Source organism: Flavobacterium sp. 11 (assembly GCF_002754315.1).
Classification (GTDB): Bacteria; Bacteroidota; Bacteroidia; order Flavobacteriales; family Flavobacteriaceae; genus Flavobacterium; species Flavobacterium algoritolerans.
The window spans coordinates 2,767,882-2,789,083 of the sequence record NZ_PEFE01000001.1 but is presented as its reverse complement, the minus strand read 5'-3'; the positions used below and the strand labels follow the sequence as shown (position 1 = coordinate 2,789,083).

16 protein-coding genes, 2 tRNA genes and 1 rRNA gene are annotated in these 21,202 nt (G+C 33.2%); 7 read left to right on the top strand and 12 right to left on the bottom strand.

Features of this window, described 5'->3' with window-relative positions; genetic code table 11:
* Positions 1-60: 60 nt before the first annotated feature.
* Positions 61-1,083 carry a type IX secretion system protein PorQ gene (porQ, locus tag CLV00_RS12145; RefSeq protein WP_099715434.1) on the bottom strand — a complete coding sequence of 341 codons (1,023 nt, stop codon included), beginning with the start codon at positions 1,081-1,083 and terminating at the stop codon, positions 61-63.
* 164 nt (positions 1,084-1,247) lie between these two features.
* Positions 1,248-3,701, bottom strand: coding sequence for an endopeptidase La (lon, locus tag CLV00_RS12140; protein WP_099715433.1), 2,454 nt, complete (start codon positions 3,699-3,701; stop codon positions 1,248-1,250).
* 308 nt (positions 3,702-4,009) lie between these two features.
* Between lon and CLV00_RS12135 the strand changes: the two genes are divergently transcribed.
* The 4 genes from CLV00_RS12135 to CLV00_RS12120 are packed head-to-tail and all read left to right on the top strand — an operon-like array spanning position 4,010 to position 6,896.
* Complete coding sequence (locus tag CLV00_RS12135; protein WP_099715432.1) at positions 4,010-4,564, top strand: RNA polymerase sigma factor; 555 nt, start codon at positions 4,010-4,012, stop codon at positions 4,562-4,564.
* Positions 4,561-5,097 carry an anti-sigma factor gene (locus tag CLV00_RS12130; protein ID WP_099716329.1) on the top strand — a complete coding sequence of 179 codons (537 nt, stop codon included), beginning with the start codon at positions 4,561-4,563 and terminating at the stop codon, positions 5,095-5,097. Before CLV00_RS12135 ends, CLV00_RS12130 begins: the two co-directional genes overlap by 4 nt.
* The gene (locus CLV00_RS12125; RefSeq protein WP_099715431.1) at positions 5,081-6,145 is read left to right on the top strand and encodes a hypothetical protein; all 1,065 of its coding nucleotides are present in this window, start codon (positions 5,081-5,083) and stop codon (positions 6,143-6,145) included. The genes CLV00_RS12130 and CLV00_RS12125 overlap by 17 nt, the downstream gene beginning before the upstream one ends.
* Positions 6,146-6,161: 16 nt before the next feature.
* On the top strand, positions 6,162-6,896 hold the full coding sequence (locus CLV00_RS12120; protein ID WP_099715430.1) for a head GIN domain-containing protein: 735 nt from the start codon (positions 6,162-6,164) through the stop codon (positions 6,894-6,896).
* A gap of 34 nt (positions 6,897-6,930) precedes the next feature.
* Here CLV00_RS12120 and CLV00_RS12115 read toward each other — a convergent pair whose 3' ends face one another.
* The 6 genes from CLV00_RS12115 to CLV00_RS12090 form a co-directional block, all read right to left on the bottom strand.
* Entirely contained in the window at positions 6,931-8,256 is a 1,326-nt protein-coding gene (locus CLV00_RS12115) for an MFS transporter (protein WP_099715429.1), read from the bottom strand.
* A 184-nt stretch (positions 8,257-8,440) separates the two neighbouring features.
* Positions 8,441-9,256: a M48 family metallopeptidase gene (locus CLV00_RS12110; protein WP_099715428.1), complete on the bottom strand. Its 816-nt coding sequence runs from the start codon at positions 9,254-9,256 to the stop codon at positions 8,441-8,443.
* An 88-nt stretch (positions 9,257-9,344) separates the two neighbouring features.
* Positions 9,345-11,744 (bottom strand): glycoside hydrolase family 31 protein, encoded by a 2,400-nt coding sequence (locus CLV00_RS12105; RefSeq protein ID WP_099715427.1) that lies wholly within the window; start codon positions 11,742-11,744, stop codon positions 9,345-9,347.
* A 198-nt stretch (positions 11,745-11,942) separates the two neighbouring features.
* Positions 11,943-13,850: a 1,4-alpha-glucan branching protein GlgB gene (gene glgB / locus CLV00_RS12100; RefSeq protein ID WP_099715426.1), complete on the bottom strand. Its 1,908-nt coding sequence runs from the start codon at positions 13,848-13,850 to the stop codon at positions 11,943-11,945.
* A 71-nt stretch (positions 13,851-13,921) separates the two neighbouring features.
* Positions 13,922-15,202 (bottom strand): glucose-1-phosphate adenylyltransferase, encoded by a 1,281-nt coding sequence (locus CLV00_RS12095; RefSeq protein WP_099715425.1) that lies wholly within the window; start codon positions 15,200-15,202, stop codon positions 13,922-13,924.
* Positions 15,199-16,620, bottom strand: a complete 1,422-nt coding sequence (locus CLV00_RS12090) for a glycogen synthase (protein ID WP_099715424.1) — start codon at positions 16,618-16,620, stop codon at positions 15,199-15,201. Before CLV00_RS12090 ends, CLV00_RS12095 begins: the two co-directional genes overlap by 4 nt.
* A gap of 158 nt (positions 16,621-16,778) precedes the next feature.
* Here CLV00_RS12090 and CLV00_RS12085 point away from each other — a divergent pair, with 158 nt between their 5' ends.
* From CLV00_RS12085 to nth, 3 genes are read left to right on the top strand one after another with little or no spacing between them, the layout of a single operon-like run.
* Positions 16,779-17,645, top strand: a complete 867-nt coding sequence (locus tag CLV00_RS12085; protein WP_099715423.1) for an alpha/beta fold hydrolase — start codon at positions 16,779-16,781, stop codon at positions 17,643-17,645.
* A 41-nt stretch (positions 17,646-17,686) separates the two neighbouring features.
* Positions 17,687-18,076: a peptide-methionine (R)-S-oxide reductase MsrB gene (gene msrB, locus CLV00_RS12080; protein ID WP_099715422.1), complete on the top strand. Its 390-nt coding sequence runs from the start codon at positions 17,687-17,689 to the stop codon at positions 18,074-18,076.
* A gap of 4 nt (positions 18,077-18,080) precedes the next feature.
* Positions 18,081-18,725: an endonuclease III gene (gene nth, locus CLV00_RS12075; RefSeq protein ID WP_099716328.1), complete on the top strand. Its 645-nt coding sequence runs from the start codon at positions 18,081-18,083 to the stop codon at positions 18,723-18,725.
* Between the two features lie 56 nt (positions 18,726-18,781).
* On the opposite strand, the gene CLV00_RS12070 is transcribed toward nth, so the two are convergent.
* The 4 genes from CLV00_RS12070 to rrf all read right to left on the bottom strand — a co-directional run bounded on the left by CLV00_RS12070 (position 18,782) and on the right by rrf (position 21,161).
* Complete coding sequence (locus CLV00_RS12070; protein WP_099715421.1) at positions 18,782-20,404, bottom strand: amidase; 1,623 nt, start codon at positions 20,402-20,404, stop codon at positions 18,782-18,784.
* A 416-nt stretch (positions 20,405-20,820) separates the two neighbouring features.
* A tRNA-Leu gene (locus CLV00_RS12065) sits at positions 20,821-20,906 on the bottom strand.
* A 6-nt stretch (positions 20,907-20,912) separates the two neighbouring features.
* Positions 20,913-20,985: transfer RNA gene (locus tag CLV00_RS12060), tRNA-Phe, on the bottom strand.
* A 66-nt stretch (positions 20,986-21,051) separates the two neighbouring features.
* Positions 21,052-21,161 (bottom strand): 5S ribosomal RNA (gene rrf / locus CLV00_RS12055).
* Positions 21,162-21,202: the final 41 nt, after the last annotated feature.

Below are 21,202 nucleotides of genomic sequence, written 5' to 3'. Positions count from 1 at the left end.
ATTATATTTAAATTTTAATAATTAATAAAACTGTCCTTCCATAATTTTCAAAAGAGACAATTATTCTTGAAAGTTAATGGTTAACCCAAAAAGGCTTGTATTTCCTGCCAATGTGTATCTGGAATACGAATAATTGAATTTCAACTTATTCAATTTAAGTCCGAAACCTAATGAAACTCCCGAAAAATTACGTTGTTCCTGAAGGCGTAATTCCTCTGCTCTTCGAAAATTATATCCCACACGCAAATTAAATGCTTTTTTTGGAAAAAGCTCTACTCCTACTATTACATGTCGCAACGCATTATTTACAAATGAAATTTTTTCTTCAGTCTCAGTTCCGTCAAATGATGATTCTGCCCTGACCGGATTTGAAAAAGCTATATTCCATTGCTGCAAATTTTCCAAAGTAAGATGCCAACGAATAGGCACATTTTCTAATTCTTGCGAAACGCCCGCAATGATTTCGAGTGGCAGCTTTTCGTTTGTAGCATTATAAGTAGAAAATTGAGTCCCAATATTTCGAATAGCCAAACCCCAATTTACATCATTTTTTTCATCTATAAAAAGTGCCCCAATATCAATTGCACCACCTAAAGAATTGTAACTTTCCAAGGTAGAAGAAATTAATTTGGCACTGGCACCTAAATGAATATTGGTATAGGGAATGTTATAGGCATACCCAAAAGAAAGGGCAATTTCACTTCCTGTAAATTCTGAGGTTGGTTGACCGTTTTCGTCATAGCCTTCAAAATTGCCATAGTTTACATAATTTACTCCAGCCTGAAAAGTTTGCAAATGTCGATCGTACGTGTACGCATAAGAAGCCGTTCCGTAAGTTACTTCCTTGAAATAGCTTCCATAATTCAAAGCCAAATGGTTGTCCATTTCAGCATTTATGGTTGCTGGATTAAAATGGGCCTGATTGACATCATCATCATAAATAGTGATTACTTTTCCTCCCAGTGCCGCTTGTCTTGGCGAAGTGACCAAATTCAAAAACTGATAGGTATACTTACCTCCTATTTGACTGTAAGACACAGAACAAATGAAAAAAGAGGTGTATAATAAAAGTTTTTTTAACATGCTTTAAAGTGCAACTTATGTAAGGTAAAACGTAAATGCGAAGATAAAATTATAAATACAATAAATGGCAACTTTAAAACCCGTAATTACAAATAAAAATTCCAAATTCTAAGCACTGAAAATCAGGTTTTAGAATTTGGAATTTTAAAATTTGGAATTAATTTTTATTTTAAATCCTTGGCATTTTTCACTTTCTGATCAGTCAAAGCATATTTCAATACTTCGCTCATTTCCTTCACATAATGAAAAGAAAGTCCTTCCAGATATTCTGGTTTTATTTCATCAATATCACTTTTGTTTTCGTGACACAGAATAATTTCTTTGATATTCGCTCTTTTTGCCGCCAAAATCTTTTCTTTGATTCCGCCTACTGGCAAAACTTTCCCACGCAGGGTAATTTCTCCTGTCATCGCCAAGTTTTTCTTCACACGTTTTTGCGTAAACAGCGAAACTAATGACGTCAACATTGCAATACCGGCACTTGGACCGTCTTTTGGTGTCGCTCCTTCTGGAACGTGCAAGTGAATATTATATTTAGAAAGTATCTCTGAATCCAATCCTAAAAGTTTCGCATTAGCCTTGATATATTCTAAAGCAATAGTTGCTGATTCTTTCATTACCGTACCTAAGTTTCCGGTAATGGTCATAGTTCCTTTTCCTGGAGAAAGCAACGATTCTATAAACAAAATGTCACCACCAACAGAAGTCCAAGCCAAACCAGTTACCACTCCGGCAACATCATTGTTCTCGTATTTATCTCTTTCCAATCTTGGAACACCAAGTGTTTTTATGATATCTTCGTCGGTAACTTTTTTGTTATACTCCTCTTCCATCGCAACAGATTTGGCTGCATTACGGATTACTTGAGCAATTTTGGCTTCAAGACCACGAACACCAGATTCACGTGTATATCCTTCGACGATTTTCTCTAATTGTTTTTTTCCAATAGTCAAATCTTTAGTTGTCAAACCGTGTTCTTTCAATTGTCTTGGAAACAAATGCTGACGCGCAATTTCTACCTTTTCTTCAATCGTATAGCCTGACATTTTGATGATTTCCATTCTGTCTTTCAACGCAGGTTGAATCGCTGCCATATTATTAGACGTAGCAATAAACATCACTTTAGACAAATCGTATCCCATTTCAAGGAAATTATCATAAAAAGAATTGTTTTGCTCCGGATCTAAAACTTCCAGTAATGCCGAAGATGGATCTCCTTGATTGCTATTTGATAATTTATCGATTTCATCCAAAACAAAAACTGGATTTGAAGTTCCCGCTTTTTTCAAACTTTGAATGATTCGTCCAGGCATAGCGCCAATATACGTTTTTCTATGTCCGCGAATCTCCGCTTCATCACGCAAACCACCAAGCGAAATTCTAACGTATTTTCTACCCAAAGCTTCTGCAATAGAGCGTCCAATTGATGTTTTTCCAACTCCCGGAGGTCCTGTCAAACAAATAATTGGAGATTTCATATCATTTCGCAATTTTAAAACTGCCAAATGTTCTATCATTCTTTTCTTAACGTCTTCAAGACCAAAATGGTCTCTGTCCAATATTTTTTGTGCTTTTTTTAAATCGAAATCATCTTTAGAATATTCATTCCAAGGCAATTCTAAAAACAGCTCTAAATAATTTCTTTGAATTCCAAAATCTGGCGCTTGCGGGTTCATGCGTCGCATTTTAGACAATTCTTTATCGAAATGTTTTTTAGTTTTTTCGTCCCAGTTTTTAGTCAAAGACTTCTGTAACATTTCGTCCATTTCCTCTTCCTGAGAAACGCCACCCAATTCTTCCTGAATGGTTTTCATTTGTTGGTGAAGGAAATATTCGCGTTGTTGTTGGTCTAAATCAAAACGAACTTTAGATTGAATGTCATTTTTCAATTCGAGTTTTTGTAACTCAACATTCATGTAACGTAATGTTTCTAAAGCCCTACCTTTCAATTCATTAATCGCTAATAGATCTTGTTTCTCTTCAACAGACAAGTTCATATTAGAAGTAACAAAATTGATCAAGAAGGATTGACTTTCAATATTTTTGATGGCAAAGGTTGCTTCGCTTGGAATATTTGGACTTTCTTTAATGATTTGAATCGCTAATTCTTTGATTGAATCCAGAATTGCTACAAATTCAGTATCGTTTTTCTTAGGTCTTTTTTCAGGAACTTCCTTGATTTTTGCAGTAATGTATGGCGTTTCAGAAACAACTGAATCTATTTCAAAGCGCTTTTTACCTTGAAGAATTACAGTGATATTACCATCAGGCATTTTTAGCACACGCAAAATGCGGGCTACAGTTCCTATTGCATGAATATCGTCTTTGGTTGGATCTTCGTCTTCTTCATTTTTTTGGGCAACAACTCCTATCGTTTTACCGGCAGCATTAGCGTCATTGATTAATTTTATTGATTTATCTCGCCCAGCAGTAATTGGTATCACAACCCCAGGAAATAAAACCATATTTCGCAAAGGTAAAATAGCCAATGATTCCGGTAAAGCCTCATTATTCATTTCCTCCTCATCTTCAGGAGTCAAAAGTGGAATTAAATCTGCTTCTGAATCAAATTCCTGAAGTGACAGATTGTCAATAGTAAGTATTTTATGATTTGACATATATTATTTAAGTCTTTTTGTCATTAAAAATTTTCATTTATTAAGCAAATATAAGGATCATGCCGTTTATTTTGAATAAAATCGACATCTGACATGTATAATTCACTTCCTACTAAAAGAGACAATCATTATGCCAAAATAAAAATTAAATCTGTTTATTCTTTGGCAAAAAACAATGATTCTAAGGTTAGAATAATTTTATAATTTAAATAATATTGAACTCTATTTTAAAAAAATATAATTTAGTTTTATAAAAGTGTAACAAACGTGAAAAGGTCGAGTCCTTATAATAAACTAAAATCAGCTGTTTGAGTTTAACCAACCATAATATCGAAGAATTAATCTTGCTCTGCAGGCAAAAAAATCAAAAAGCACAGTGTGAACTTTACAATCGCTATGCAAAAGCGATGTATAATGTGTCCTTTCGTATTGTCAAAGATGTTCATTTTGCTGAAGATGTTATGCAGGAAGGTTTTTTAAAAGCATTCACTAAGATAAACGACTATAAACAAGAAGTTGCTTTTGGTGCTTGGTTAAAAAGAATAGTCGTGAACTGTAGTATCGATTTTTACAAAAAAAACAATCAATTCAAACCAGAAGACTTTGATACTACACTTTATAAAATTGAAGAAAAAGAAACGGCTTTAACTGAAATTACAGATTTCAATGAGTTAAAAGTAAAACAAATTTTAGAGGTCATTAACTCCCTGAAATATAATTACAGAATGGTTTTGACTCTTTTTTTCATCGAAGGTTATGACCAAGAAGAAATCAGCGAAATACTTAATATCAGTTATGCCAATTGCAGAACTACACTCAGCAGAGCCAAGGATTGTTTAAGAAAAAAACTAGAGGAAATATGAAAAAGGAAAATAAAAAACTAGACAAATTATTTGACAAATTTGAAAATCAATGGGACATTGAGACTATTGAAAATCATCATGAGGAACGGTTTTTAAAAAAATTAAAATCTAAGAAATCGAATTGGAAACGTTTCGTTTCTATTGGAATCGCTGCTTCTATCGTAGTTATGTTAGGACTTTCAATCTTCAATACTACTCCTAAAAAAACAGAAGAATTGCGATTTGCATCAAAAGAAACCAAACAAACAGATTCTATTTTTACCGTTTTAATTGAAAATGAATTAGAAAAAATAAGAGAGAAAAAATCACCTGAAAATGAAAAAATAATTTCCGATGCGCTCAAACAAATGAGAACATTAGATAGTGATTATGAAAAAATAATTAAGGAATTAGAAACAAATGGAGAAAGCAAGCAAATTATTTATGCGATGATCAGCAATCTTCAAACCCGAATTTCTTTTTTACAAAATGTACTGTTACACATTGAAAACAATGAAAAATTAAAAAATATTTCTGATGAAAAAACAATTTAAACTACTCCTATTATTCGTTTTAATTCCATTTTTAGGATTTTCCAACGATCCTGATTATATTCATACCAAACAAAAAAATATTAAAAAAGCCTATTTCGTAAACTCGGATGCAGGTCTATATATTGATAGCTCATACGGCAATATTTCAGTAACAACTTGGGACGAAGATAAAACCGAATTGGATATTGTCATAAAAGTGAGTGGTGATAACGAAAATTGGGTCAACCAACGCATCAACGATATTGATGTTGATATAATTGCACTGAAAGGAATGATTACTGCAAAAACTATTTTAGGAAACTCTAGTTATAAGAGCAATGGCAAAAACAATAGTTTTCAGATTAATTATACGCTCAAAATACCAAAAAATGGAAGTGTAAAACTTCATAATAAATATGGAAATATCACTACATCTGACTTGTTCACTGATGCTGAAATTAAATGTAAATATGGCAAAATAGCTTTAGGCAGATTATCCGGAAACTCCAGTAACATTCTTATAGAATATTGTTCTAACTCAAGTATTTCATTTTTAAAAAATGCTACTGTTACAGCAAAGTATTCGAATTTGAAAATTGGAGAAGTTGCAAAACTCGATTTAGCTTCTGATTATACAGATGTAGATATTCAAGAAAGTGATGTTGTTAAATACATCAGTAAATACGGAAATATTAAAATTCAGAATGTAAAATCATTAGACGCAACCGGAAATTATCTAACACTCAAAATAGGTGAAATATCCAATAATTTAAAACTGTCCACAAAATACAGCAATGTAACTATTGGAACTATTAATGCGAAAGCCAACACTGTAACTATTGCCGCTGGTTACACGGGATTAAACATTGGATTTGATGCTAATTATGCTTTTGATTTTAATGTGACTGTAAAATATGCCAATTTTAAATATGACAATGAATTAGAAGTAAATTCTAAAGAAGACTCAAACAACTTAAAAAAATACAGTGGTTTTTATAAGAAAAGAGGAGTTAACAATGTCTCTATAATTTCAGATTACGGAAATGTAATACTAGTAAAAAAACAATAATCTTAAAGCTTTATTTATGAAAAATTCAATCAAATTATTTGTTAGTTGTTCACTATTACTAACTACAATGGCTAATGCGCAATGGTCATCCAATGAAAAAATAAAAGGAAATGGAAAAGTAACGTCTGAAAAAAGAAGCACCGCTTCGTATGATGAAATTGCAATAACAGGATTTTTTGACGTTGAATTAGTATCGGGAAAAGAAGGGAATATTACGATAAAAGGGGAAGAAAACTTATTGTCTTACATAAAAGTCGAGGTTGTCGATCAGGTATTGAAAATTTCTACTGAAAAGAACAAATATATCAGCGTAAGCAAAGGACAACAAATTATCATAACTGTACCTTTCGAGAGTATAAATCAAGTTTCTTTGACTGGTTCTGGTGATGTAATGACTAAAAATAGTATTAAAACGAAATCATTTTCAGCTAAATTAACCGGTTCAGGTGATATGAAATTAGATGTTGAAGCAAATGACTTTGATGTTAATTTAAGTGGTTCAGGAGATATTGTTCTTGCTGGGAAAACTGAAAATTTCAACAGTAATTTAAATGGTTCCGGTGATATTGATGCCGGTGATTTGAAAGCTAAAAACGCTAAGATTACCGTTTCTGGTTCAGGAGACAGTAAAGTTTTTTGCAGTGAAAGTCTTCATGCCAGAGTTTCTGGTTCAGGAGATATTGAATACATTGGAGACCCAAAGAAAAAAGATACGAAAGTAAATGGCTCAGGAGCTATATCGAGAGCCTAATTTTAAAATAATAACTATTATGAAAGGTGTTTTATTAATTTAAAACGCCTTTTTTTGGCACTCTTTTTAATAACAGAATACCCACTACAAAGAATACACCAAGAAATACAATTGCTAACCTTGGACTTCCCGTGATTTGATCGATAATTCCATAGATACACATTCCTATAACAATTCCTATTTTTTCAGCAACATCAAAGAAACTAAAAAAGGAAGCTGTATCATCTGTTTCAGGTAATAATTTAGAATAAGTTGAACGTGATAAAGCTTGAATTCCGCCCATTACAAGTCCTACAATTCCTGCCATAACATAAAAATGTATTGGCAAAGTAATAAAAAATGCAATTGCACAAAATACTGCCCAAATACAGTTAATTACAATTAAAGTTGGAATATTTCCGAATTTTTCTGAGGCTCTTGAAGTGATAACTGCTCCCAGAACAGCAACTAATTGTATGATCAAAATACAAATAATTAAACCCGTTGTACTTTCTGCTTTAGAGGACCAAGCAATTTCTTGTGCTCCAAAATAAGTGGCAACTAGCATTACCGTTTGTACGGCCATACTGTACACAAAAAAACTTCCTAAATACCGTCTTAATGCAATATTTTCTTTCAATAAAAACCAAACTTTTTTCAACTCTCTAAAACCGTTAAATACTACATGATGTGTTACTTTACGGTCGGCATTTTTATTCCCTTTTGGCAAATAATAGTACGTGTACTGACTGAATAATATCCACCAAACTCCTACCATAACAAATGAATATCGCATAGCTTTCATGGCTGCTTCTCCATCAGTTCCAGTAATTCCAAAAAGTTTTGGTTTCATGATCATCGCTAAATTGATAATCAATAAAATAACACTTCCAACGTATCCAAATGAATATCCCTTGGCACTAATTTTATCTTGTTGCTCTACAAAAGCGATGTCCGGTAAATAAGAGTTATAAAAAACTAAACTTCCCCAATACCCAATCAATCCAAAAAAATAAAATGCCAATCCAATGTATATATTTTCAAGATTAAACCAATACAATCCCATACAAGAAAGCGCTCCCAGGTAGCAAAAGAATTTCATAAATGATTTTTTATCCCCCACATAATCTGCAATACCAGACAATAAAGGCGAAATAAAAGCCACTAATAAAAATGCTAAAGCCGTAAAAAAGCTAATTAAAGCTGAATTTTTGAGATGCAAACCAAAAACATCAATGTAGTGATCACGCTCCGAAAACAAAGCTTCATAAAAAATAGGAAATACTGCAGATGCAATGGTAAGTGTATAAACTGAATTTGCCCAATCATAAAAAGCCCAAGCATTTAATAATTTTTTACTTCCTTTTTCTAAATCTGCCATGTTTATTTTTTTAGGATACGAATTTATTTATTTTTTGCTAAGAACGATATAAAAAGTAAATATTTATGCATTAACAAATCATTAATGAATAAAGAGACACATAATAATTATAACTCATATTCAAAAAAAAACAGGCTATCCATTTTAAGGACAACCTGTTTAGATATTTTATAATAATAAGTTACTATTTGTAAATAATACCAACTTTGGCCGCTAGAGCTTTAGCTTCCGGTATTAATGCTTTTAGATTTGCAATTCTGGTAGCATCAGATGGGTGTGTACTTAAAAATTCCGGCGGTGCTTGTCCTGAAGATTGTGCAGCCATTCTTTGCCAAAAAGTAATCGACTCATCTGGGTTATACCCTGCAATTGCCATTAAAGTAAGTCCTATTTTATCTGCTTCAGTTTCATGTCCTCTACTAAAAGGGAGCATTGCACCGTACTGGGTCGTTACACCATAAGCTTGTTGCCAGATTTGTTGATTCTCTTCGCTCTTACCTCCGGTAGCTACAGCAACTCCTACAGCCCCTAATTGTTGTAATTGAGCTGCACTCATACGTTGTGCTCCATGATTGGCTAATGCGTGAGAAACTTCATGTCCCATTACCGTTGCTAAACCTGCATCATTTTTAGTGATTGGTAAAATACCGGAATAAACAACAATTTTTCCTCCGGGCATACACCAAGCATTCACCTCTTTATTGTCGATTAATTTATACTCCCAACGATAATCTTGCAAATATTGATTTTGCCCTAAATAGGTCAAATATTTTTCTGCAGCAGCTTTAATTCGCAAACCAACTGTCTCTACTTTTTTAGCTTCAGCAGTTCCGGTAATTACCTTATTTTCTTTTAAGAAAGTACCATATTGTTGAAAGGATGTTGGAAACAATTCAGTGTTTGAAACAATATTAAAATTTTTTTTCCCTGTTATAGGATTCGTTGCACAAGAATAAACTAATCCTACTGCAAAAATCCCTACTATTAAATGCTTTTTCATAATTTTAGATTTTAAATATTAAACAAAAATACAATTATTATAAACATTTAAATTTACATAATTAAATGTAAAAGTATCAACTTTTTTGTTATTCACCAGTAATATGAAAAGCCGTAAACCCTTTATCAACAATTAAGTAACCTTCATTTTCTAAAGTATTTTTATCAAATGATACCTCTACATTATCAATTTCAATCATTTTAACTTTAAATGGTAATCCAATAAGATTTATTTTATATTTAGAATAATTCGTATCGTATTTTCCTTCTTTATGCAACTGAACAATCAGCTCTTTCTCTTTACCGGTTGTTTGAAATGATAAGAAGCTGTATCTCCCTTTTTTATAATCATACCCATCTTGGGCATCTTCATAAACCACTGATTTTTCTTTTCCTTCTTTGTAGTAAATATCTAATGTTAACTCATCAAATTCTAACTCTCCAACATATTGCTGAACAGGATATTTAGGAATGATTGCCCCTGCTTTTACAAAAATTGGAATCTGATCAAATTTAGTGTCAACCCAAATTTCTTTTCCTCCTTTAACTTCTTCGTTGGTCCAATAATTATACCATTGTCCTCGAGGAATATACATCCTTCTGCCTAAAGCATTTGGCTCTAAAATTGGACAAACTAATATTTGATTACCAAAAACAAATTCGTCATTTCTGTAATGCGTTTGAATATCGTCCTGATCATAATATACTAATGGCTTCAACATAGGAATTCCTTCCTCAATATATTGCCAAAACATAGTATATAAATACGGTAATAATTGATATCTTAAATTGACAAATTTTCTGGTGATATCGATAACTTCTTCATCAAAAGCCCATGGTTCCTGATCTCCGTGATCTCCAGAAGAGTGTGTTCTGCAAAAAGGATGAAAAACACCTAATTGAATCCAACGTGCATATAATTCACCCGAAGGCTGTTCAGCAAATCCACCAATATCAGAGCCCGTGAAACCCATACCGGAAATAGACATGCGCTGCACTTGAATATTTGCAATCCATAAATGTTCCCAAGTCGCAACATTATCTCCTGTCCAAGAAGACGTGTAGCGTTGTGCTCCAGCGTATGCTGATCTTGTTATTACAAAAGGCCTTTTTGGATAAGCAAATCGTTTCACACCGTGATACGTTGCCCTCGCCATTTGTGTACCGTAAATATTGTGTGCTTTTCTATGACTGCAAGGATTTCCATCGTAATCATGGCGTACATCCATAGGAAACGTTTTATTAGGAACCTCCATAACCGCAGGTTCATTCATATCGTTCCACACTCCTTTTACTCCAATATCTGAAATTAATTCTTTGAATAATCCCGCCCACCATTCTCTTACTGCTGGATTTGTATAATCCGGAAAATTACATTCTCCTGGCCAAACTTTCCCTTTCATGTATGGACCATCAGCTCTTTTACAGAAATAATCTTTTTCTAAAGCTTCTTTATATATAGCGTATTCTTTATCAATTTTTATTCCCGGATCAATAATAACCACTGTTTTAAAACCGTCTTCGGCTAATTCAGCCACCATTCTTTTTGGATCTGGGAAATATTCTTTGTTCCAAGTGAAACATCGAAAACCTTCCATATAATCAATATCTAAATACAGTGCATCACATGGAATTTTCAACTCTCTAAATTTAGCTGCAACTTCTTTTAAATTACTTTCCGGATAGTAACTCCACTTACATTGGTGGTATCCAAGAGCCCAAAGCGGCGGTAATTCAGGTTTTCCTGTCAAATCAGTATAGGTAGTAACAACATCTTGCATTTGTGGTCCGTAAATGAAATAGTAATTCATTTCTCCTCCTTCTGCCCAATAACTCGTTACGTTTCTTCTTTCATGACAAAAATCAAAATAGGTTCTAAACGTATTATCAAAGAAAATTCCATAAGATTGTTTGTTTTGTAATCCAATATAAAACGGAACTACTTTATACAACGGTTCCTGGTCTTTTTGAAAAGCATATTGATCCGTCGCAAAATTTTCCAGTCTCTTACCTTTCAAATTCATTTGGGTTGCTTTATCACCAAGTCCGTAAAAGCATTCCCCATCTTTTGAAGCCTTACTCATTTTTACGATATTTCCCCCGTATTCATAGCTTTCTTCCCAATGGAAACCCAATTCATCCTCTAAAATAATATTGTCCTCCAAATCAAAAATAGACAACCTCATATCTGTTTTTTGAATTCTACATTTTACTTTACTGGTTTTTATCTGATAATAATCCTCTACTTCAGAAACCTCAAGAAAATTATATCCATGAGAATGACTTTTATCAACTGCATAAGAAAAATCGTTACTAAAATACCCTTTTGTCGTAAATCTAAACCGGATTAGACTATCTCTTAATACGGTTACTTTTAATATGACACTATTATCGGTATGAAAAAATATTGAATCTACTTCATGCTCAAAAGAAGTTATTTTTGTGGGATATAGATCGCCTTTATATTCTAATTCTGTATTTGTAATCATTTTATATGGTATTAATTTTAATCTTTTCCTAGAACTCAAACTTACAAAATTACTTTGTAAACAGTTATATATGTGGGTTTTATTCGCGAAAACGTTATAGTGTATTTTAATATAAAAATCAACTATATATAATAATGGTTTCCATTATAAATGAAAACCATTAGTTATTCTTATTTTAAAAAAAGAATCCTTTTATACTTATGAAATTTTAAAAACGGTTACACTTAATGGCGGTAAAAGCAACTCTGTCGAATAATCTCTTCCATCGTAAGGCATAGCCTCAATTGCTATTTTTTTAGCGTTAGAAACTCCGCTTCCTCCATAATTTGCAGCATCACTATTAAAAATCTCTGTCAATTTTCCTTTTTTAGGCAAACCAATTCGGTAATTAGGGCGAACAACTTGTGTGAAATTACACACTACAATTACATCCTCTTTTGGGTCATTTCCTTTACGAATAAAAGACATCACTGCATTTTGATGATCAGAATAATTAATCCATTCAAAACCTTCCGGACTAAATTGTTTTTCATGCAAAGCAGGTTGTGTTTTATACAATTTATTCAAATCAGTAATCAATAGTTTTACTCCTTCATGATACGGATATTGCAACAAATGCCAATCTAAACTTCCTTCAAAATTCCACTCACTACTTTGTCCAAATTCACTTCCCATAAACAACAATTTAGTTCCTGGATGCATAAACATGTAGCCATATAGTAATCTTAAATTCGCGAATTTCTGCCATTCATCTCCTGGCATTCTTCCTGCAATCGATTTTTTCCCATATACTACTTCGTCATGCGAAAGCGGTAACATGAAATTTTCTGAAAAGGTATAGGTCATCGAAAAAGTCAAATCATTTTGATGGTACTTTCTATACACCGTATCTTTTTGAAAATATTCTAAAGTATCGTGCATCCAACCCATCATCCATTTCATACCAAAACCTAAGCCACCAACAGATGTAGGTCTGGAAACCATTGGGAACGAAGTACTTTCCTCTGCTATAGTTTGAGCACCTTCATAATTTAGATAAACGGCTTCATTGAATTCTTTCAAGAAACTAATCGTATCCAGATTTTCTCTACCTCCGTAAATATTGGGTTCCCATTCACCATCATTTCTGGAATAATCCAAATACAACATCGAGGCAACTGCATCTACTCGTAAAGCATCTGCATGATAATGATGTAGCCAAAATAATGCATTACTGATTAAAAAGGAACGAACTTCATTTCGTCCATAATTAAAAACTAAACTTTTCCAATCCGGATGATAGCCTTTTCTTCGGTCTGGATGTTCAAAAAGATTCGATCCGTCAAAAAATCCTAAACCATGTGCGTCATCTGGAAAATGAGAAGGAACCCAGTCCAGAATTACTCCAATTCCTGCTTCGTGTAATTTATCTACTAAATGCATGAATTCTTGCGGATTCCCAAAACGAGAAGTTGGCGCAAAATATCCTACCAATTGATATCCCCAAGAAGGATCATAAGGGTATTCCATAATTGGCATAAACTCCACGTGAGTAAAACCAGTTTCTTTTACATAATTTACTAAATCTTCGGCAAATTCTACATAGGTCAAAAAACGATTTCCTTCTGTATGGCGTTTCCAAGAACCTAAATGGACTTCATAAACAGAATAAGGTTTGTCTAAACCATTATGATTTTGACGCGTTTTCATCCAGTTTTTATCTTTCCATTTATACTCTAAATCCCAAACTACTGATGCCGTATGTGGGGGTTTTTCACAATAAAAAGCAAACGGATCGGCTTTCTCTGTTATTATCCCACCATTATTGGATTGTATTTTATATTTATAGGTTGTCCCCTTTTTGATGTTTGGAATAAATCCTTCCCAAATACCGGAAGAATCCCAACGGACTTGCAACAGATGCTCTCCTTGTGTCCAAAAATTGAAATCTCCAACAACCGATACCGAATGAGCCGTAGGAGCCCAAACGGCAAAATAAACACCATCTACTCCGTCAACCGTTATAAGATGTGCGCCTAGTTTTTCGTATAGCCGGAAATGTTTCCCTGATTTGAATAAATCGATATCAAAATCGGTAAAAAGGGAATGCGAGATAACTTTACTCATATAACAATTGTATAATTCTATTTTTAGAAAAAGAATAGAATATTATTTTTAAGAAAAAACAGTTTATAAATTTATTTTATGATGTAATTATCCGGTATAACTGCTCCTTTTTTAATAACAACAATTCCGTCTTTAATGGCATACAATTCATTCGAAAAATCTTCTAAATGACTTCCTCCATTGATGTAAACATCATTACCAATTCTGCAATTTTTATCTACAAGAGCATTGTTTATAAAGCATCTTTCTCCAATGCCAATCAATTGTTTATTGCTTTTAACGTCCTCATTCATATCATCAATATTCTGATAGAAATCATTCCCCATAACGTAACAATTTTGAATGATAGTTCCCTCACCTATTCTGGATCTGATACCAATAACAGAATGGTTTATTTCTTTGGCATTCAAAATACAGCCTTCGGAAATTAATGATTTATCAATCATTGTTTTTTGGAATTTTGAAGGCGGCAATAATCTTGGTCTGGTAAAAATTTTATTGTCGTTATCGAATAAATTAAATTTAGGTAAATCTTCAGTCAGTCCAATATTCGCTTCAAAAAAAGAATCAATATTACCAATATCAGTCCAATATCCTTCATATTGGTAACTCAATATCTTTTTATTCCCTACGGCTTGTGGTATAATTTCTTTACCAAAATCTTTGGTTTCTTTATTTGACATGATATCTACCAACAGTTTTTTGTTGAAGATATAAATTCCCATTGAAGCTAAATAATGCTTGCCTTCACTCTTCATTTGCTCACTCACATCCGATTCCCAGTCTGGCAACAATTCCTTAGCAGGTTTTTCTATAAAAGATTCAATACAGCTTTCGGAGTTTGTTTTTAATATTCCAAATTCAGGAGCATCTTTTGCATTTACGGGCAAAGTAGCAATTGTAATATCGGCCTCTCTCTTAATATGCTCTTCTACCATATCATTAAAATCCATTTGATACAATTGATCTCCGGAAAGAATCAAAGCATAATCAAAATCATGGTTCAGGAAATGAGGCATACACTGCCTTACAGCATCGGCAGTACCTTGAAACCAAGTTGGATTGTCTGGAGTTTGCTCTGCAGCAAGAATATCAACAAAAGCATGGCTAAAAATACTAAAATTATAAGTGTTTTTTATATGGGCATTTAAAGAAGCAGAGTTGAATTGTGTCAAAACAAACATTCTGTAAATATCTGAATTCATGCAATTTGAAATTGGAATATCGACCAATCTATATTTACCTCCTATTGGCACAGCAGGTTTAGACCTTGTTTCTGTCAATGGATATAATCTGGATCCTTGTCCTCCACCTAAAATAATTGCAATAACATTTTTCTTTTTAGCTTTCATTTTTTGTTAATTATTAAATTGTACATTTCTATATATTCCAGACAAACTCTTTCCCAAGAATGATCAGTACTCATTCCTTTTTTTATAATTTTATTTAAATGTTTTTTATCGTCATATAAATTTACTGCCCTTTGAATCGAATAACAAACATCGCCCACAGTTGCTTGGTCGTGACAAATTCCGTTTCCATCATCTCCAAAATCAATCACTGTATCTCGCAGTCCGCCTGTTCTTCTTACGATAGGTATTGTACCATAGCGCAACGAGTACATTTGGTTTAAACCACAAGGCTCCACTCTTGAAGGCATTAATAAAAAATCAGAACCTGCATAAATCAAGTGAGCTAATTCCTCATTGTATCCAATAAATGTATTGTAATTGCCTTTGTAATCCGATAATAAGCCATTCAATTGATTCTCAATAGCTGTATTTCCTGAACCTAAGATTAAAATATTAATTTGTTGAAAATTTTCAGATAAAGCCAGCGCTGCAGCATGAGGCAATAGATCACCTCCTTTTTCTTCTAATAACCTACCAATAAAACTAAAAAGTGGTTTTGTTGGATCCAAATTAAAAAGCTTGCATAATTTTTCTTTGTTTTCTTGCTTTCCTTTTTCGAAATTTTTAATCGAATAGTTTTTTTCTAACATCGCATCTTTAGCAGGATCCCAGACTTCGATATCAATTCCGTTCAAAATACCTCTGGATTTATAGCGAACCAGATTAAATAACATTTCTAAACCATTAGCCGAATAATTAATCTCATTCAGGTAATTAGGAGAAACTGTGGTAACTGCCCAAGCGCATTTTATGGCTACTGCCAATGAATTGATACAATTATCCCATTCTAAAACTTTCACATGAGCCAAATCAAATTCTGGCAAATAATACAATTTATCAAAACCAAACTGCCCTTGATACAAACCATTATGAATGGTAATCATGGAAGGAATATTTTGGAGTTTTTCGTATTTATGACAATACAACATCATAAATGGAATCAAACCAGTATGATGATCATGACAGTTAATTACATCCGGAACTTCATTTCTGCCTATAATCCAATCCAAAGTGGCGATTTGAAAAGATAAAAAGCGTTCAATATCATCTTGATATCCATAAACATCTTTTCTATCAAATAATTCCTGGATTTCAACCAAATACAATTCAAATCCTAACTTATCCGTTTTTTCTTTGAGAACACTAAAAGGAAAATTAAAATTCCCCAATTTCACATGTCCCCAATGAACACATTCAAAATCATTTTCTTTTTTGAATTTTGTATCATAACAAGGTATCACTACCCGCACTTGATGTCCTGCATTATTTTGATATTTTGGCAATGCACCCACAACATCAGCTAAACCGCCTACTTTAGCTACCGGGTAACACTCTGCACTGATATGAAATATTTCCATTTATGAAATTTTGGTGTTTTTAGTTAATACGAATTATTTAATATTTCCGCCTTTTATGTTAATCCCAACAAAAAACTTTATAAAAAATACTACTTTTATGTTTTTCTAAATTTACTAAAAAAATTATAATATAATTACACGCTTGAAAATTTATTGAAATGACAAAAAAAACTTCTAATCATACCCAATCATTGAAAATTCCTAGGATTATCTTATTAACCAGTAAATTAATCTCTTTTATTTCTCCAAAACTAATTACACTATTTGCTGCTAAACTCTTTACAACACCTATAAAACATAAAATTCCAAAAAGAGAATTAGAAATGGATCGCAATAGCATTCAAAAATTAATCCCAGTTCCTGCAATTGATAAAGAGGTTGTTTTCTATCAATATGGAAAAAGTGAGAAGAAAATTTTATTGGTTCACGGTTGGTCGGGACGCGGAACACAATTATTCAAAATAGCCGATGAATTGCTTAAGGCAGGATATTCAACTATTAGTTTTGATGCACCAGCTCATGGAAAATCACCCGGAAAAACTACCATTATGGTCGATTTCATCGCTACAATTTTAGAAATAGACAAACAATTCGGACCATTTGAAGCAGCAATTGGCCATTCATTAGGAGGAATGTCCGTTTTGAATGCTATCAAAAAAGGATTAAAAGTAAATCATGCCGTAGTTATTGGCAGTGGGGATATTGTAGAAGATATTATGGATGATTTTGTAGCAAAATTAGAATTGAAACCAATTATAAGCACTTTTCTACGTTTGCATTTCGAGAAAAAATACCAAGAAAAAATGAATAGCTATTCTGCTTTTTTAGCGGCCAAAGAAATTGCTATTCCAGTTTTAGTAATCCATGATAACAATGACCCTGAAGTTCCTGTAAAGGCTGGAATTCACATTCATAAACATCTGAAAAACGGAGAGCTATTATTAACCGATGGATTAGGACATCGAAAAATTCTAGGAAATCATAAAGTAATTGAAAAAACAGTTCAATTCATTCAAAATAAATAACTGTATTACAATATTATACATAAAATAAAAAACTTAAAATCATGAAATATCCTGTAGAAAAAACCGAACAAGAATGGAAAGAACAATTAGGAGAAGAACGCTACCGAATTCTTCGCCAAAAAGGGACTGAATACCCTCACACCGGAACCTATAATTTGCATTATGAAAAAGGAACATATTGCTGTGGTGCTTGCGGAGAGCCTTTATTCGAAAGTAACTCTAAATTTGATGCGCATTGCGGTTGGCCATCATTTGATGAATCCATTCCAGGAAAAGTACAATACATTTCCGATACGACACATGGCATGAAACGTACTGAAATTCTTTGCGCTAATTGCGGCAGCCATTTAGGACATGTATTTGATGATGGACCTACAAAAACCGGACAACGCTATTGTGTGAACTCTTTATCTGTTGATTTTAAAGAATAAAGCTATGAATTTATTTGAAAATGCTACTGATTGGACTACAAATTTAGAACCAATTCTAACCAAATATAAAGGAAGAAAACATCCCCTTGAGTATCATAATTTATATCAACTTATGGTGATGGTCGTTTTATCCGCACAGGATTCTGATGCCAATATTAATAAAATTGCCCCTATCCTATTTGAAGCATATCCTAACATGGAAAGTTTAGCTGTTTCCAATGTGGAAGCACTAATTCCGCACATTTCAAAAGTCAGGAATTTTGGAACCAAAGCCAACTGGCTTATAGAAATAGCGCAAACCATACAAAAAGATGAAAATATTCCACTTACTATGGACGGTTTAGTTGCCTTAAAAGGAATCGGACGAAAATCAGCCAATGTAATTCTTCGCGAAGCAAAAATTCCGGCAGAAGGAATTATCGCTGATTTACATGTTATTAGGGTTGCACCCAGAATTGGATTAATCCCAGAAACAAAAGACGGAATCAAAGCCGAAAAGCAGCTAATGCAGGTTTTACCAAAAGAAATTTGGGGAGAAATCGGAATGGCTATTTCATTTTTAGGAAGAGAAATTTGTCGGCCACAGCCTAAATGTCCGGAATGCCCAATTAACTCCATTTGTGAATATTATAAAAATATAAAAGGGTAAAAGGGTAAAAAGCGATTCTCTCTTTACCCTTTTAAATATTTTTTAAATCTATTTTATTACAAAAAAGAAGGTTTCAAAGCTGGTTTTAAGCGCTTTTTAGAAGCTTGCTCATAAGCATAACCCAATCCTATTAATTGTCCCTCAGTATAGGGAGTTCCGAAAAAAGATAAACCAACAGGAAGATCATAAACCATCCCATTAGGAACCGTAATATGTGGATATCCACTTGCTGCAGCAGGAGAAGTCAGAGAATATCCTCCCCAACGATCCCCGTAAATAACATCAATACTACAAGCAGGTCCCATCGTTATTCCACAAATGGCATCTAACTTATTTTCTTTAAAAACAGTATCTAAAACACCTTTACTTCCTTCAAAACTTACAGTTAATGAATCTACATATTTTTTATCATCCAATCCTTTTTTAAGGTTAGAACTCTCTAGTGTTTCTTGTTTAAAATAAGGCATTGCTTTATCTTCATTAGCAGTATTAAAATCAATGACCTCTTTTAAATTTTTTACTTTTGAATTGGCTGTAGCCAAATAATTGTTTAATCCGTCTTTAAATTCGTACTGCAAAATTTCAAATTCCGCTTGACCCAAAGCATTAATTTTATCCAAATAGTCAATTTCGATAACGACAGCACCTTGCTTTTTTAGAAGTTTAATGGCATCGTCTAAAAGTGCATTAATATATTTATTATTTCCTTGTGGCTTTTTCTCAATCCCAATGCGCTTACCTTTCAATGCATTTACATCTAAAAAAGTGGTATAATCCTTTTGAGCTTTTCCTTTACTTTCAAGCGTTACAGCATCATCTTGGTCAACAGCTGCAATTGCGCCTAATAAAATAGCCGCATCAGTTACAGTTCTAGCCATAGGACCTGCTGTATCTTGTGTTTTTGATATTGGAATAATTCCAGATCGACTAACCAAACCTACAGTTGGTTTAATGCCTACAATTCCATTTACCGAAGCCGGACAAACAATAGAACCATCCGTCTCGGTTCCAACTGCAACTACACAAAGATTAGCTGATACTGCTACTCCAGAACCCCCACTGGAACCACATGGATTATGATCTAAGATATATGGATTTTTAGTCTGACCGCCTCTGCTACTCCATCCGGAACACGATTGTGTTGAACGAAAATTTGCCCATTCGCTTAAATTTGTTTTCCCAATGATTATTGCTCCGGCCTCTCTCAGTTTTTTAACTACAAAAGCATCTTTTGAAGCAATATTTCCAGCCATTGCTAAAGATCCTGCAGTGGTTTGCATTTTATCTGCTGTGTCTATATTGTCTTTTATTAAAACGGGGATTCCATGTAAAGGCCCTCTGCTTTTACCAGCTTTCAACTCTTTATCCATAGCAACTGCAATAGCAACTGCGTCAGGATTGACTTCGATAACAGAATTCAATTGAGGTCCATTTTTATCAATAGCTTCAATACGTTTTAAATATAATTGTACTAATTTCTCCGAAGTATATTTTCCAGAAGCTAATTTTTCTCTTAAACTGCCGATGGTTTCTTCATCCAATTCAAAGATCGTATTGGAATCTTCAACTGATACTGAATCTTCTTCCTTTTTAGTACCAGAAGTACAGCCTGTAATCAAAAGTGTGGTAAGACCTGCAGACGCTAAAGTTGCAGTAGTTAAAAAAGATCTTCTTTTCATAGATTAATTGTTTTTTGGATAACGATTTATTAAACAATTAACTAAAGTACTTTTTTTTCACCAAATGCAATAAACTATTAAGTGGAACAAACGTTAAAGTTTAATAATTTATCAACAACTTCTTAAATATCTAAAATGAACCGTTAATTATAAACTAAACTTTATTACTTCTAAAAACAGCATTATATGATAAGTATTTATCTTCATCAAAGATGAAAATATTAAATACTTATCCTTTCAATGAACATTGCATTTCAAAAATGTTAACTCCACTAATGCAGTACACTTCGAGTAAACATTTGTAAAATATAACTATCATAGAATGAGTTATAATACAAAAATCAAATAAATGATGAGAATTCTTTATTCTTAAAACAAAAAAAACTTCAGTCAGCGTTAGCCAATTGAAGTTCTTGTACTCAGAGCGGGACTTGAACCCGCACGAACATTGCTGTTCACTGGATTTTAAGTCCAGCGTGTCTACCAATTTCACCATCCGAGCATTTTGTGGTACCTCCAGGGATCGAACCAGGGACACATGGATTTTCAGTCCATTGCTCTACCATCTGAGCTAAGGTACCAATATACTTTTCTTATAATGAAAAGTATGAATAAAAAACCCCGTTCGTTAGAACAGGGTCTTCAAAGAAAGGCGACGACATACTCTCCCACATAACTGCAGTACCATCTGCGCAGGCGGGCTTAACTACTCTGTTCGGGATGGGAAGAGGTGAGCCCCGCCGCAATAACCACCTTAAGAGGTTATAATTGCTTTGGGCAATTATTGTAACAATTAAA